Raw genomic sequence first — 14314 nt, forward strand, 5'->3', positions numbered from 1 at the left:
TACGAAATGGAGCTGTCGGTCTACTACACCGGCCATAACGCGAAGGTCTACGGCACGGGGGAGTTCAGCATCGCTCTCAAGGGCGTCGGCGACCCGGGCGTGACGGCCCGCGTCCACGCCGACCGGAAAGCGAGCCTGGGCGCGTCCCGGGTCGCGGAGATCGACGTCGACGGTGCCGACTGCTATCTGGACACGGGGCCGGGGAACGGGCCGCGGATCGGTTTCGTCGTCTGCCGCAAGGGGCCGGTGCTGTTCGGCGTCGAGCGGGCCGGGTTCCGGAAGGTCGATCTCGACGGCGACGAGGAGCTCGACGAGGCCGTCCGGGAGCGGGTCCTCGCGCCGGTCGCCGAGACCGTCGCGGCCGACCTCCCGGACGGCCTGAGCCGCGCCGCGCGGACGCGCCGCGGCCCCGTCCCGGCGGGGGGACGGGGCCGCGGTGCCGCGCGGGCCGGGCGACGGTTGGCCGCGCGGGGTCCGCCGGTACTTCCGTCAGTGCTCGGACGCCTGCTCGGCGCCCGCGCCGGTGAGGGCGCGGACTTCGATCTCGGCGTACTTCCCGGCGTTGTGCTCCTTGCTGAGGACGGTGCCGAGCCAGCCGCAGAAGAACCCGAACGGGATGGAGACGAGGCCCGGGTTGCTCAGCGGGAACCAGTCGAAGTCGGCCCCCGTGAACAGGGCCTTGTCGGAGCCCGACACGACCGGCGAGAAGAACACCAGGAACAGCGCCGCGCCGAGACGCCGTAGATGGCGGAGACGGCACCGGCGGTGTTGAACCGCTTCCAGAACAGGCTGTAGAGGATCGCGGGCAGGTTGCCGGACGCGGCGACCGCGAAGGCGAGCGCCACCAGGAACGCGACGTTGAGGCGCTGCGCGAAGATCCCGAGGACGATCGCGACGGCGCCGATGACGAACGCGGAGATGCGGGCGACGCGGACCTCGTCCCGCTCGGTGGCCTTGCCCCGCTTGAACACGTGGGCGTACAGGTCGTGGGCGTACGACGAGGACGACGCCAGCGTGAGGCCCGCGACGACGGCGAGGATCGTCGCGAACGCGACGGCGGCGATCACCGCGAGCAGGATGGTGCCGCCGACGTCCCCGAAGACGATCTCGCCGATGCGTTCGGCGAGCTGTGGTGCGGCGGTGTTGCCCGCCGCGTTGGTGGCGCGGATCTCCTCGCTTCCGACGAGCGCGGCGGCGCCGAAGCCGAGGACGAGCGTGATCAGGTAGAACACGCCGATGATGCCGATGCCCCACAGCACGGACTTGCGGGCGTCGCGGGCCGTGGGAACGGTGTAGAAGCGGATCAGGATGTGCGGCAGGCCGGCGGTGCCGAGGACGAGCGCGAGGCCGAGGCTGACGAGGTCGAGCTTCCCGGAGAGGCCCGACTCCTCGGTGCCGTAGCGCAGGCCGGGTTCGAGGAACGCGTCGCCCTTGCCGCTCTGGTCGGCGGCGTCCTGCATGAGGCCGAGCACGTTGAACCCGAACTGGCCGAGGACCAGGATGGTGACGAGGGTCGCGCCCGTCATCAGCAGGACGGCCTTGACGATCTGGACCCAGGTGGTGCCCTTCATCCCGCCGAACACCACGTAGACGATCATCAGGACGCCCACCAGCGCGATCGTGGCGCCCTTGGCGAACTCGCTGGTGAAGCCGAACAGCAGCGCCACGAGGGCGCCCGCGCCGACCATCTGGGCGAGCAGGTAGAAGATCGACACGACGATGGTGGAGACGCCCGCGGCGGTGCGGACGGGCCGCGGGCTCATCCGGAACGCCAGGACGTCGGCCATCGTGAAGCGGCCCGAGTTGCGCAGCAGTTCGGCGACGAGCAGCAGCGCGACGAGCCAGGCGACGAGGAAACCGATCGAGTAGAGGAAGCCGTCGTAGCCGTAGAGGGCGATGAGGCCGGCGATGCCGAGGAACGACGCGGCGGACATGTAGTCGCCGCCGATGGCGAGGCCGTTCTGGACGCCGGAGAAGGATCGGCCGCCCGCGTAGAAGTCGGTGGCGTCCTTGGTGTTCCGGCTGGCCCAGACGGTGATCGCCAGGGTGGCGGCGACGAACGTCAGGAACAGCAGGATCGACAGGGTTTCGTGGCTCATCGGGCGTCCTCCGCCTTCCCGAGATCTTCCGTCCCGGGGTCCGGCTTCCCGGATTCCTCGTCCGCGACGGCGACGGCCCCGGCGTCGGCCGCGGAGTCGAGCCGGGCTTCGGTCCGGACCTGGGCCGCGGCCGCGACCTCGGCTTCGACCTCGCCGCGGATCTTGTCGGCGAGGGGGTCGAGCTTGCGTTCGGCGTGCCGCGCGTACAGCCACGCGATGGCGAACGTCGATACGAACTGCAGCAACCCGAAGATGAGCGCGATGTTGGCCGAGCTGAACAGCTTGACGCCCATGAAGTCGCGCGCCCAGCCGGACAGCACGACGTACAGCAGATACCAGACGAGGAACGCGGCGGTCATGGGGAACACGAAGCGGCGGAATCTTCGCTTCAGTTCCTGGAACTCGTCGCTGGCCTGGAACCGTTCATAGTCGGTACCGGTGGCGCGTTTTTTATTTTATCGGACACGACCACCCCTCCTGTGTTGTGACGCCGGTCACGCGCAGCGTAGGGAGCGTCCCGGGCCGGTGCGAGGGGATGCGGGGCGGGGTGCGGCAGGCTGCCGCCCGTCCGCGACGATCTACAGGTGCCGTCGGTGAGCGGACGGTTTCGCGCGATGAACGGTCGGTGCGTGCGGGCACGCCCTCGCGAGCGCGGTGGCCGCACACGGCCACGTGAGGATCTTGATTCGCACCGACATACGTAATTAATTACTTACGACTCGCCCAGCCAGGTCGAGTCCCTTCGGGGGCCGCGTGTGGAGCGCTCCGGCCGGCGCAGTGATCACTTCGGGGCGTCCATCTCTCGCGGACCGTTCACCCACCCCCCTTCGGAGGGAACGTGAAGACCTTCGCACGGCTAGCCGTCCCCGTGATCGCCGCAGCCGCGGCGCTCGGCCTGACCGCGACCGCCGCGTCCGCCGCGACCACCACCGTCCGCCGCGCCGACGGCACCGCGTACTCGGGCGAGTACCGGATCGTCAACGTCGGGAACATGACGTTCGCCGACTCCACCAGCACGTTCACCGCGAGCTGCTCCGACGCCGACCTGCGCGGGACGATCAACTCGGACGGGACGGGAACGCTCGACTCCGCCTCCGTCACCGGCTGCACCAGCAACCTCGGTCCCGCGACCGTGTCCTTCCTCAACCTGAGCTACGAGGACGGGCAGCTGACCTACGCGCCCTCGGGCGGCTACGACGGCACGCTGGTGTTCTCCGACACCGACCTCGCGGTCCAGGCGAGCTTCCTGTTCCTGAGCTGCACGTACGGGCTGGACGCGAGCCACCCGGACCTGACCTTCCATGTCCGCAACCCCGACAACCCGAACAACGTGACCGGCGAGTTCGAGGGCGAGATGGTCGACGCCTCCCTCGGCCTGCTGTCCGGCGACGCCGGGTGCCCGACCGACGTTCTCGCCAACGGCCTCGGCCAGGCGAACGGGAAGGTCCTGCCGACCGACACCGACTTCCTCGAAACCCTGCACATCACCTCCTGATTCACCGGGTCCGGGCCGCCCGCCGGGCGGCCCGGACCGCCCACCCCCCCCCCGCAGAAATGGCGAACCCACCTGTGAAGAACTCCAAGTTCAAGGCCCTGGCCGCCGCCACCGCCGCGTCCCTCGGCCTGGCCCTGCTCGCCCCGGGGTTGCCCGCCGCCTCGGCGGCGCCCGCGGCCGCCGAGGCGGCCCCGGTTCCCGAGTTCGACCTGGCGAACAACTGCCCGGCGCTGCCGCCCGAGGGCGACCCCGCCACCTGGGACTGCATGGTGATGGCGGTCGCCGGCGGCTCCATGCAGCTCGGCGGCCTCACCCAGGAGATCACCTCACCGATCAAGATCGTCGTGCAGACCGGCCCGCCCGAGGGCGGCGGCGTCGACGAGATCAAGCAGATCAAGATGCTCTCCGAGCCGATGAAGATCCCGGGCGGAGTCCTCGGGCTGGTGGGCCTGCCGTCGATCCCGGGCCTGGAGGACGTGCCGGGCTTCAAGGTCGAGGTCGCCTCCGAGTACGCGGGCAACTTCAGCTTCGCGCTGCCGAACGCGAAGGTCAGCATGCGGGTGCGCATCATCAACCTGCTGCTGGGCAACGAGTGCTACCTCGGCGGCGAGGACGACCCGATCGACTTCAACATGGTCGCCGACGGGTCGACCATCCGGCTGGTGTCCCCCGGCGACCCGGCCGACCCGCTGGGCAGCCCGCTGATCATCGGCGCGACCGCGTCGGACGACACCTTCACGGTGCCCGAGTCCGACTGCGGCATCTGGTCGCCGCTGATCGACTGGCAGGCCGGGCTGCCCTCGCCCGCCGGCGAGAACAGCGCCACGTTCGAGACGTACATCGCGATCGGCAACTACAGCCAGACCGGCGGCGCGGCGGCCACGGCCCGCACCACCCGCGCCATGACCGACCCGCGGACCTTCAAGGTCGGCTGACGCGGAGCGGCGGTACCGGCGGGACGGGCGGCGGGACGGGCAGGGCGTGAGCCCGTCCCGCCGCCCGTCCGTTCCCGCCCGTTCCGTCCGTATGGGCGAGCGGGCGGGAACGGTTTCACACGCGCTTCGGACGCCACGTGCCTCGGTCGACGTTCAGCGACTCGGGCGTGTGCAGGCGCACCATCATGCGCGCGGTCCCGGGCGGCACCCGGCGGGGCGTGCACCACGACACGACGATCATGACGGTGAAGGCGAGCGGGACGGTCCACGCGGCGGGTTCGGCGAGCAGCGCGCCCGCGAGCCCGTCCGGAGGCCCGGCGATCGTCCAGACGACGGCGCCCCCGGCGGACGCGCCGCCCGCGACGAGCCCGGCGAGGGCGCCGGGGACGGTGAGCCGCCGCCACCAGACGCCGAGCACGAGCAGCGGGCAGAACGTGGACGCGGCGACGGCGAACGCGAGCCCGACGACGTCCGCGACCGACAGCGAGCGCGCCGCGATGGCGAGGCCCAGCGGGACGACGAGCGCGAGCAGCGTCCCCGCGCGGAACGAGCGGACGCCGCCGCGCAGGATGTCCTGCGCGAGGACGCCCGCGACCGACACCGTGATCCCCGACGAGGTGGACAGGAACGCGGCGACGGCGCCCCCGGTGACGAGGGCGCCGAGGAGGTCGCCGCCGACCCCCTCGACGAGCCGTCCGGGCAGCGTGAGGACGACCGCGTCGGTCCGTCCGGTCATCAGCAGTTCGGGCGTGTAGAGGCGGCCGAGCGCCCCGTACAGGGCGGGGAGCAGGTAGAACGCGCCGAGGAGCGACAGGACCATGACGGTCGTGCGGCGCGCGGCCCGCCCGTCCGGGTTCGTGTAGAAGCGGACGAGGACGTGCGGGAGCCCCATCGTGCCGAGGAACGTCGCCAAGATGAGCGAGTACGTCGCGTAAAGGGAATGGTCTCCGCCCAAGGGAATCGACCATTCGCGGTCGGTCTTGACCGGATCGCCGCTCACGTGCGGGACGCTCGCGCCGCCGGGGAACGTGACGGTCGTCCCCTGGTCGATGTGGTGCGTCCCCGGGGCGAGGGTGAGGGACGCGCCGTCGAGCGTGCGGCCGTCGACGCGTCCGTCCGCGGTCACCCGGGCAGGCTCGGTGACGTTCACGGCGACCGGCATGCCGACGGAGACGGTGGTGCGCTCGGGGAACCGCGGCGGGAGGTCCGAGGACAGGCCGGGCGCGCCGTCGTGGCGCCACGCGAGCAGCAGGAAGACGAGCGGCACGGCGAGCGCGGTCAGCTTGAGCCAGTACTGGAACGCCTGGACGAGCGTGATGCTGCGCATGCCGCCGACCAGCACGTTCACCGCGACGACGACGGCGATCAGGACGCCGCCCGTCCACACCGGAACGCCCGCGACGGTGCGCAGCACGAGCCCGGCGCTCTGGAACTGCGGCAGCAGGTACAGCCAGCTGATCAGCACGACGAGGACGGACGCGACGCGCCGCACCGCCATCGACTCCAGCCGGGCCTCCGCGAAGTCGGGCAGCGTGTACGCGCCGGACCGCCGCAGCGGCGCCGAGACCAGGACGAGCAGGACGAGGTAGCCGCCCGTCCAGCCGACCGGGAGCCACAGCATGTCGGCGCCGTGCGCGAGGATCAGCCCGGCGATGCCGAGGAACGACGCGGCCGACAGGTACTCGCCGCCGATCGCGGACGCGTTCCGCAGCGGCGTCACCGTCCGGGACGCGACGTAGAAGTCGGACGTCGTGCGGGAGATCCGCACGCCGAGCGTCCCGATCAGGACGGTGGCGAACACGACGAGGACGACGCCCGCGAGCCCGTACGCGGTGCTCATGCGTCCGCGGCGTCCGATGCGTCCGGCGCCCGCGGCGCGTCCGGCGCGCGCGGGCCGGGCACCCCGGTCGGGTCGGTCGCGAGGGGGTCGCGGGCGGCGGCCGGGTCACGGTCGACGAGTTCGGCGAAGTCGTCCTCGTTGCGTTCGGCGAGCCGGACGTACAGCCGGCCGAGCACGACGAAGCACGGGTAGATCGCCCCGGCGAGCACGACCCACGGCAGCGGCAGCCCGAGCACCTGCTGCTCGCGCACCTGCGGGACCAGCGCGAACAGCCCCGGCAGGCCGAACACGACGAGGCCGAGGAGGGCGCAGAGCCGGGTCGCGAGGCGCAGTTGCGCGCGGATGAGCGAGCGCATGTACGCCTCGCCGAGCCCGGTCTGCTCGTCGATCTCCCGGGTGACGGGGTAGCGCGGACGGCGTGCGGCGCGGGTGCGCGGCCCGGTGACGAGCACCCGCCCGGGGGCCGGGCCCGGGCCGTCCGTGCGTCCTTCGGACGGACGGCCGCCGGCGGGGCTCACGGCGTCCGCCTCGCCCGCCGGACGAGCAGGTCGCGCAGCTCGCGGACGTGCCGGCGGCTCACCGGGAGTTCGACGTCGCCGACGATGACCGTGCAGCGCCCGGAGTCGAGCCGCAGCTCCTTGATCGCCGACAGCGACACCAGGTGGCTGCGGTGCACCCGGACGAACCCGGCGCCGCGCCACCGTTCCTTCAGTGCGGCGAGCGGGATGCGCACGAGGTGGCTGCCACCCTGGGTGTGCAGGCGCGCGTAGTCGCCCTGGGCCTCGACGTACAGCACCTCGGCCGGGGTGACGAACCGGGTCACGCCGCCCAGTTCGACGGGCATCGGCTCGGGTTCGCCGGGCGGCGGCTCGACGTCGGCGCCGCCGTCCGCGCCCTCGCTGCCCTCCAGGACCCGCCGGATCGCCTCCCGCAGCCGTTCGGGCCGGACCGGCTTCAGAATGTAGTCGGTCGCCTTGATCTCGAACGCGTCCACGGCGTGGTCGTCGTAGGCGGTGACGTAGACGATGTGCGGCGCGCGCGCGAACTGCGCGAGGACGCGGCCGAGCACCGTGCCGTCCAGGCCGGGCATGCGGATGTCGAGGAACACGGCCGCGATCGGCTGGTTGTCGGCGAGCGACCGGTCGAGCCGGCGCAGCGCGGCGGCGCCGTCCCGCGCGGTGTGGATCTCGCCGATCCGCGGGTCGGAGCTGAGCAGGTGAACGAGGTCGTCGAGTGCCGGACCCTCGTCGTCCACCGCCAGGACACGCAGGCCCACGACACCACCCTTCCCGTACCCCGTCCCTCCTGTGCAGTGGGCCACATTCCAGTCAAAGGACGTCGGCAAGTCAAGCGTTCACCGACGCCGTGACGCCCGGCTTGTACTTCGGTACCCGCACCGTCACCTTCGTCCCGGCGCGGGCCCGGTCTCGACGGCGAGGCCGTACTCGTCGCCGTACACCTGGCGGAGCCGGTCGTCGACGTTGGCGAGCCCGATCCCGGCGGCCTCGTCGGCGAGCGGCCGGTCGCCGCCGGACAGCAGGCGCCGCACGTCCTCGGGGTCCATGCCGACGCCGTCGTCCTCGACGTTGATGACGCAGTCGGCGCCCGCGTCCTCGGCGACGATCGTGATGAGGCCGGGCTCGGACCGGTCCTGGAGGCCGTGCCGGACGGCGTTCTCGACGAGCGGTTGCAGGCACAGGAACGGGACGGCGACGGGCAGCACCTCCGGCGCGACGCGGAGCCGCACCCGCAGATGCTCCCCGAACCTGGCGCGTGCAGTAAGAGGTATTGGTCGATGGAGTGCAGTTCCTCTGCGAGCGTCGTGAAATCTCCGTGCCGCCGGAACGAGTACCTGGTGAAGTCCGCGAACTCCAGGAGGAGTTCCCGCGCGCGCTCTGGGTCGCTGCGGACGAACGACGCGATCGTCGTCAGCGAGTTGTAGATGAAGTGCGGGGAGATCTGGGCCCGCAGCGCCCGCATCTCCGCCTCCATGAGCTGCGTGCGGGAGCGGTCCAGCTCGGCGAGCTCCAGCTGGGCGCCGACCCACTGCGCGACCTCCTCGGCCGCCCGGATGAGCCCCGCCGGGACGTCCTCCCCGTACGCGGCGAGCGTGCCGATCACCCGGTCGTCGGTGGCCAGCGGCACGACGACGACACGGCGGATCAGGCAGTCGAGCCGCTCGCACTCGACGTCGTGCACCTGCGTGCGCCCGTTCCCGAGCGTCGCCTCGGCGTGCCCGGTCACCTCGCCGCAGTGGTGCTCGCCGTCGCCGTCCCACGCGAGCGGCCGCTCCCCGTCGGTGATCGCGAGCCCGGGGCAGCCGAGCAGCGCCCGCAGGTGCCGCGCGGCCTTCTGCGCGCCCTGCTCGGTGAGCCCCCCGCGGAACGCCGGCGCGGCCCGCGACGCGGTGTGCAGCGTCTCGAACGTCGCGCGCCGCGCGGGCCCGCCGAGGTCGCCGCCCGTCCCGCGCCGGCCGCCGCCGCAGCAGCGCGGGCACCCACGTCAGCAGCAGCGTCGCGACCACCGCGATGACCACGTCCATGCCGGACAACCTATGCCGGGCACTGCCGCGCCGTACCCCGCGCGCTACTTTCGGTACGCTTCCGCCGCCTGTGCCGACGGTCAGCGGACGTCCGCCGCGGATTCCGCCGCGACCTCGCTCTCGGTCTCGCCCTCCGGCGCGGGGGCGGGCAGGACGCCCTCGTACACCTCCATCACGCGGTGGACGAGCCGGTCCCACGTGCGGTCGTTCACGCGGCGGCGCGCCGCCACCGTGACGGCCCGCGCCAGCGCCCGCGATTCGAGGAGTTCGCGCAGCGCGGCGGCCAGTTCCCGCGGGTTCTCCGGGGAGACGAGCAGCCCGCTGCGGCGGTGCTCGACCAGTTCGGGGACGCCGCCCGTCCGGCTCGCCACGATCGGGACGCGCGAGTGCATCGCCTCCAGCAGCACCGACCCGACTTCCTCGTGCCGGGACGGCAGCGCGAGGACGTTCAGTTCGCGGAGCACGCGCGGCACGTAGTCGTGCGGGACGAACCCGAGGAAGTGCGTGCGCTCGCCGATGCCGAGCCGCGCCGCGAGGCGCTGCAGCTTCGCCCGTTCGGGGCCGTCGCCGACGACGACGAGGTGCGCGTCCGTCGAATCCTGCAGCGTCGCGAACGCGCGCAGCAGGACGTCCACGCCTTTCCGCTCGGCCAGCCGCCCGACGTACCCGATGCGCGGCGCGGGGATCCGCTCCGGCATGACCGGTTCGTCCAGTTCCGGGGTGCCGAGTTCGGCGAGGAACTCGGCGCCGATGCCGGACGGCACGACGTGCAGCCGCTCGGCGGCGACGCCGTCGCCCGCGAGCGCGTCCCGCAGCCCCTCGGTCGGCACGAGCACCGCGGCCGCGCGGCCCAGCCCGTCGAGCCGCTCGATCCGGGCGCGATCGTCCGGCGCGGCCTGCCGTGCACCGTCACCACCAGCGGCGCCCGCGCGTGCGCGGCGACGTGCCGCGGCCGGTCAGCACCGCCGGGTCCTCGCCGAGGTGCGCGTGCACGAGGTCGGCGCCGTCCGCGAGTCCCGGCGCGCGCAGCCACGCCGCCGCCGCGTACCCCTGCCGCAGCACGGCGACCGGCAGCCCGAGCCGGACGACGCGTCCGTGCCGGCCCAGCCGGGCGATCGCGGGCGCGTCCGGTGGCCGGGTGGTCACGACGGTCTGCCGCACGCCGAGACCGTCCAGTGCCCGGCTCAGCTGCGCCGCGTGGTTCTGCATGCCGCCGATCGGGTCGAACCGGACACCGCGCCCCAGCAGCGCCGAGGGCGGGGGTTCGAACACCGGGCACAGCCGCAGCACGTGCATGGCAACCTTCCCCTCCGGGCGGAGCCCTTTTCGCGGGCCGGCCCGCCCGTCGACCTTCCACCGCACCCGCCGCCGAAACCCCGCCGCCCAGGTCAGCAGGACGCGGACGGGCGCGGCACCGGGGCGGGCATCCGCGGCCGTCGAGGCGGCCGTCGGGGCGGCCGGGGGCACGGTGGCGGGCCGCTCGCACGGCGGCCGGACCGACAGCATCACCAGCACCAGCAGCAGGACCGCCGCGGCCAGCGCCACGGACACGATGACGATCGCCGAGCGGGCGGGCCGCCACGGCACCGGGTCCCGCGCGCCGTCCCCGGGCTCGGCGGGCGCGAGCGTCGTGAGCCGGAACGTGGCGAGCCGGCGGGCGAGCGACGGGTCGTCCCGCTCCAGGCCGGCGTCGATGCGCCGCAGCAGCATCTCCTCCCGCGGGGAGAGTCCCATGGCCGCACCCCGTCAGCGCCCGGACGGGGGCGGGGACGGCGGGCCGGACGGCGGCGGGGTCGCGAGCTCGGCCTCCTGCGGCGGTTCCTTCGGCGGGTAGTGCAGGTCGAACGCCGGGCGCATGGACCGGATGCGCGGCATCCGCGTGAAGTTGTGGCGGGGCGGCGGGCACGACGTCGCCCATTCCAGCGAGTTGCCGTAGCCCCACGGGTCGTCCACGCCGACCTTGGGCGCGCGCCTCCACGTCCGGTAGATGTTCCACAGGAACGCGAACGTGGACGCGCCGAGGATGAACGAGCCGATGGACGACACCGCGTTCAGCGTCGTGAACTCGTCGGCGTACGTGGCGTACCGGCGCGGGAGGCCCTGGGCCCCGGCCCAGTGCTGGACGAGGAACGTCGTGTGGAAACCGACGAACAGCGTCCAGAAGTGGATCTTGCCCCAGGTCTCGTTCAGCTTGCGGCCGGTCATCTTCGGCCACCAGAAGTAGAAGCCGCCGAACATCGCGAAGACGACCGTGCCGAACAGCACGTAGTGCATGTGGCCAACGACGAAGTAGCTGTCGGTGAGGTGGAAGTCCAGCGGCGGCGACGCGAGGATCACCCCGGTCAGGCCGCCGAACAGGAACGTCACGAGAGGAAGCCGAGCGCCCACAGCATCGGCGTCTCGAACGTCAGCTGGCCCTTCCAGATCGTCCCGATCCAATTGAAGAACTTGATCCCGGTCGGCACCGCGATCATGAAGGAGGTGATGGAGAAGAAGGGCAGCAGGACGCCGCCGGTGGCGAACATGTGGTGCGCCCACACCGTCATGGACAGGCCGCTGATCGCGATCGTCGCCGCGACCATCCCCAGGTAGGCGAAGAGCGGCTTGCGCGCGAACACCGGGAGGATCTCGGTGACGATGCCGAAGAACGGCACCGCCACGATGTAGACCTCGGGATGCCCGAAGAACCAGAACAGGTGCTGCCACAGCAGCCCGCCGCCGTGCGCCGGGTCGTAGACGTGGGTGCCGAGCTTGCGGTCGGCGAGCATCGCGAACAGCGCGGCCGCCAGGACCGGGAACGCGATCAGCACCATGATGCTGGTGAGCAGGACGTTCCAGGTGAAGATCGGCATCCGGAACATCACCATGCCCGGGGCGCGCATCGTGACGATCGTCGCGATGATGTTGACGGACGTCAGCACCGTCCCCACCCCGGACAGGATCAGCCCCGCGGCCCACAGGTCGCCGCCGAGGCCCGGCGAGTAGGTGCCGCCCGCCAGCGGCTGGTAGGAGAACCATCCGAACGCCGCCGCGCCGCCCGGCACGATGAACCCGCTGATGACGATCAGCCCGCCGAACAGGAACATGTAGTACGTGAGCGCGTTCAGCCTCGGGAACGCGACGTCCGGCGCGCCGATCTGCAGCGGCACGAGCACGTTCGCGAACCCGGCGAACAGCGGCGTCGCGAACAGCAGCAGCATGATCGTGCCGTGCATGGTGAACAGCTCGTTGTAGTGCTGGCTATCGACGACCTGCATGCCGGGCCGGAGGAGTTCGGCGCGCATCAGCATGGCGAGGACGCCCGCGACCAGGAACATCGAGAACGACGTCCCGAGGTAGAGGTAGCCGACCATCTTGTGGTCGGTCGTCGCCAGGACGTGGCCGATCCTGGTGCCCATCCGGTGCCGCGCCAGCGCCTCCTCGGTGCTCGCGTCCGCCCGGCCCTCCACGGCCGTCATCGGCTCCCCTCCTCCCGGCCCCGATCCGACGCTCCCGAGTGGGCACTAACCCGGGGATCACCCTTCAAACGCGGGGCGGCCGAAGGATGGAACGTCCATGATCGAAGCCGGAGGAGGGGCGGAGGAGGGGCGGGGGAAGCGCGGCTGATCAGCCGTTGGTGTAGACGAGCGGAACGTCCTCGGTCTTCCCGACCGCCCACAGGGTCGGAGCGCCGGGGACGGCCGTCGCACCGGTGATCTCCCCGCCGCCCGGCACCGGGATATCGATCTCCGTCCACGTGTCGCCGTCGAGCCGGTACTGGCCGCCGCCGGAGGTCTGCACGGCCCAGGTCGTCCCGTCGCCGGTGCGCACCAGCTTCTCGTTCGACGGGGTCGCCGGGCCCTCGGTCCAGGTCTCGCCGTCCCAGCGGTAGAGGACCCGCTCGCGGCCGCTCGAATCCCGGGGCACGGTGCCGGTCGCCCACACCTCGTTCTCGGAGACGGCCAGGACCTCGTTCCAGAACGCGTCGTCGGGCAGCCCGGACACCTCGCTCCAGCCCTGGCCGTCCCAGCGCACGACGCCCCAGGTGGTCGCGGCCCACGCCGGGCCGCCGGGCGGCGCGGAGATGTCGTTGACGGCGATGCAGCAGTTGTCGTGGGCGCCCGCGTCGTACTCGGTCCACGCGCCGTTCTCCCAGCGGTGGATCGTCGTGCCGCACGCGATCCAGACGCCGGTGCCGTCGGCCTGCGGGCTGCGTGGCCAGCACCCCTCGGGCGGAGCGACGTCGTGCCAGGCCGTGCCGTCCCAGCGGGCGACGAACGGGTCGCGCTGCGGGAAGTCTTCGAGCGGGTGCAGCGTGCCGGTGACCCACACGTTCGAGGGCGATCCGGCGTCGATCTCGTCGGCGGACGCGTCGCCGCCGGTGCCCGGCAGGTCGTGCGTCCGCCAGCTCGTCCCGTTCCACCGCGTCACGACGGCCTTGGGCGGCAGGACGTTGATCCAGTTGCCGCCGAGCCCCGGGATCGCCCACCAGTACCGCTGGCGGCCCTGGTAGCCGGCCGCCCACACGTCGTTCGGGCCGGTCGCCGACACCGCCTCCAGCCCGCTCTGCGGCCAGAGCACCGGGGTCGGGGCCGCCTGCGGCGTCGGCGCTTCGGCCGCCGCGGCGGGCGCCGCGAGCAGCCCCCCGGACGCAGGACGGCCGCGAGCGCGGCGGCGGAAGACGCGGGACGGACACGGAACGATCGCATCGGCCGGTTCCCTTCACGTTGGGGGGCTTCACCGCCGATTCAATCAAGCCAGCGATCACTGGCACAATATCCGGCCGTCCACGGAATCGGGCGACTTCTGGGGTTATTGGTGCCGTCTTGACCTACCCTGTCGGAATGCTCCCCACAGCGGGTGAATCACGCACGATGACCAGACTGGGGTGGTTGGACGCGCTGCGCGGGCTGGCCGCGCTGGCGGTGGTGCTGCACCACGCGGGCTACGTCTTCTTCCCGAACGTGCACCTGTGGCTGAAGGACCGGTTCGATTTCGGCACCTTCGGCGTCCTGGTGTTCTTCCTGGTCAGCGGCTACATCGTGCCCGCTTCGCTGGAGCGCCGGGGCAGCGTGCGCGGGTTCTGGATCGGCCGGTTCTGCCGCATCTACCCGCTGCTGGCCGTCGCCGGGCTGCTCGCGGTCACGCCGTTCCTGCTCGGGGTGCGCGGCCTGCGCGCCGGGCTTGAGCAGTACGACCCCGTGACGGCCGTCGTGGCGCACGTGACGATGCTGCAGGACGTCCTGGGCGTCCCCAACGCGATCAACGTGCTGTGGACGCTGTCCTACGAGATGGTCTTCTACCTGCTGATCGTCGCGCTGTTCGTGACGGGCGCGCACCGGCGGTCGGCGCAGGTCGCGCCGGGCTCGCCGCGCCGCGCTGCTGGCGGGCGGGCTGCTGCCGACGGCGCTGCTGTCGCGCTCG

Annotated in this window: 11 protein-coding genes and 4 pseudogenes; 4 read left to right on the plus strand and 11 right to left on the minus strand. The window is 72.4% G+C overall.

Annotation, left to right across the window (positions count from 1 at the left end):
- Positions 1 to 489: 489 nt before the first annotated feature.
- Together BJF79_RS46145 and BJF79_RS46150 are read right to left on the minus strand one after the other, a co-directional pair.
- Positions 490 to 2099: pseudogene (locus BJF79_RS46145) on the minus strand (cation acetate symporter).
- Positions 2096 to 2503: pseudogene (locus tag BJF79_RS46150) on the minus strand (DUF485 domain-containing protein); the annotation flags it as partial. The pseudogenes BJF79_RS46145 and BJF79_RS46150, both read right to left, overlap by 4 nt.
- A gap of 434 nt (positions 2504 to 2937) precedes the next feature.
- Here BJF79_RS46150 and BJF79_RS46155 point away from each other — a divergent pair.
- Positions 2938 to 3594, plus strand: a complete 657-nt coding sequence (locus tag BJF79_RS46155; protein ID WP_143220961.1) for a hypothetical protein — start codon at positions 2938 to 2940, stop codon at positions 3592 to 3594.
- A gap of 74 nt (positions 3595 to 3668) precedes the next feature.
- Complete coding sequence (locus tag BJF79_RS46160; protein ID WP_075906978.1) at positions 3669 to 4529, plus strand: hypothetical protein; 861 nt, start codon at positions 3669 to 3671, stop codon at positions 4527 to 4529.
- 115 nt (positions 4530 to 4644) lie between these two features.
- Here BJF79_RS46160 and BJF79_RS46165 read toward each other — a convergent pair whose 3' ends face one another.
- From BJF79_RS46165 to BJF79_RS66240, 5 genes and pseudogenes are all read right to left on the minus strand, one after another.
- Positions 4645 to 6369 carry a cation acetate symporter gene (locus BJF79_RS46165; protein ID WP_075906979.1) on the minus strand — a complete coding sequence of 575 codons (1725 nt, stop codon included), beginning with the start codon at positions 6367 to 6369 and terminating at the stop codon, positions 4645 to 4647.
- On the minus strand, positions 6366 to 6887 hold the full coding sequence (locus BJF79_RS46170; RefSeq protein ID WP_262403572.1) for a hypothetical protein: 522 nt from the start codon (positions 6885 to 6887) through the stop codon (positions 6366 to 6368). The genes BJF79_RS46165 and BJF79_RS46170 overlap by 4 nt, the downstream gene beginning before the upstream one ends.
- A complete protein-coding gene (locus BJF79_RS46175; protein ID WP_262403573.1) occupies positions 6884 to 7645 on the minus strand; it encodes a LytR/AlgR family response regulator transcription factor in 762 nt (253 codons plus the stop codon). Before BJF79_RS46175 ends, BJF79_RS46170 begins: the two co-directional genes overlap by 4 nt.
- Positions 7646 to 7768: 123 nt before the next feature.
- Positions 7769 to 8116, minus strand: a complete 348-nt coding sequence (locus BJF79_RS66235) for an ATP-binding protein (RefSeq protein WP_316043575.1) — start codon at positions 8114 to 8116, stop codon at positions 7769 to 7771.
- Between the two features lie 89 nt (positions 8117 to 8205).
- A pseudogene (locus BJF79_RS66240) lies at positions 8206 to 8361 on the minus strand (histidine kinase); the annotation flags it as partial.
- Here BJF79_RS66240 and BJF79_RS66245 point away from each other — a divergent pair.
- Positions 8317 to 8901 (plus strand): hypothetical protein, encoded by a 585-nt coding sequence (locus tag BJF79_RS66245; protein ID WP_316043576.1) that lies wholly within the window; start codon positions 8317 to 8319, stop codon positions 8899 to 8901. The pseudogene BJF79_RS66240 and the gene BJF79_RS66245 sit on opposite strands and share 45 nt — an antisense overlap.
- Positions 8902 to 8991: 90 nt before the next feature.
- Here BJF79_RS66245 and BJF79_RS46185 read toward each other — a convergent pair whose 3' ends face one another.
- From BJF79_RS46185 to BJF79_RS46200, 4 genes and pseudogenes are all read right to left on the minus strand, one after another.
- Positions 8992 to 9747 carry a glycosyltransferase gene (locus BJF79_RS46185; protein WP_075906980.1) on the minus strand — a complete coding sequence of 252 codons (756 nt, stop codon included), beginning with the start codon at positions 9745 to 9747 and terminating at the stop codon, positions 8992 to 8994.
- Positions 9748 to 9820: 73 nt separating this feature from the next.
- Positions 9821 to 10645 (minus strand): glycosyltransferase family 4 protein, encoded by an 825-nt coding sequence (locus BJF79_RS46190; protein ID WP_075906981.1) that lies wholly within the window; start codon positions 10643 to 10645, stop codon positions 9821 to 9823.
- A 12-nt stretch (positions 10646 to 10657) separates the two neighbouring features.
- A pseudogene (ctaD, locus tag BJF79_RS46195) lies at positions 10658 to 12309 on the minus strand (cytochrome c oxidase subunit I).
- Between the two features lie 208 nt (positions 12310 to 12517).
- Entirely contained in the window at positions 12518 to 13471 is a 954-nt protein-coding gene (locus BJF79_RS46200) for a hypothetical protein (protein ID WP_075906982.1), read from the minus strand.
- A 293-nt stretch (positions 13472 to 13764) separates the two neighbouring features.
- On the opposite strand from BJF79_RS46200, the gene BJF79_RS46205 reads away from it, so the two are divergent.
- Positions 13765 to 14314 (plus strand): acyltransferase family protein (locus BJF79_RS46205; RefSeq protein ID WP_158079504.1); only part of this gene is annotated, 550 nt, incomplete at its 3' end.

The sequence above is a fragment of the Actinomadura sp. CNU-125 genome (assembly GCF_001942465.1).
Classification (GTDB): Bacteria; Actinomycetota; Actinomycetes; order Streptosporangiales; family Streptosporangiaceae; genus Spirillospora.

Bases quoted from the DNA above. Each gene is read 5' to 3' on its own strand.
- BJF79_RS46165 (WP_075906979.1), bottom strand. From the start codon at position 6,369: ATGAGCACCGCGTACGGGCTCGCGGGCGTCGTCCTCGTCGTGTTCGCC.
- BJF79_RS46190 (WP_075906981.1), bottom strand. From the start codon at position 10,645: ATGGGACTCTCCCCGCGGGAGGAGATGCTGCTGCGGCGCATCGACGCC.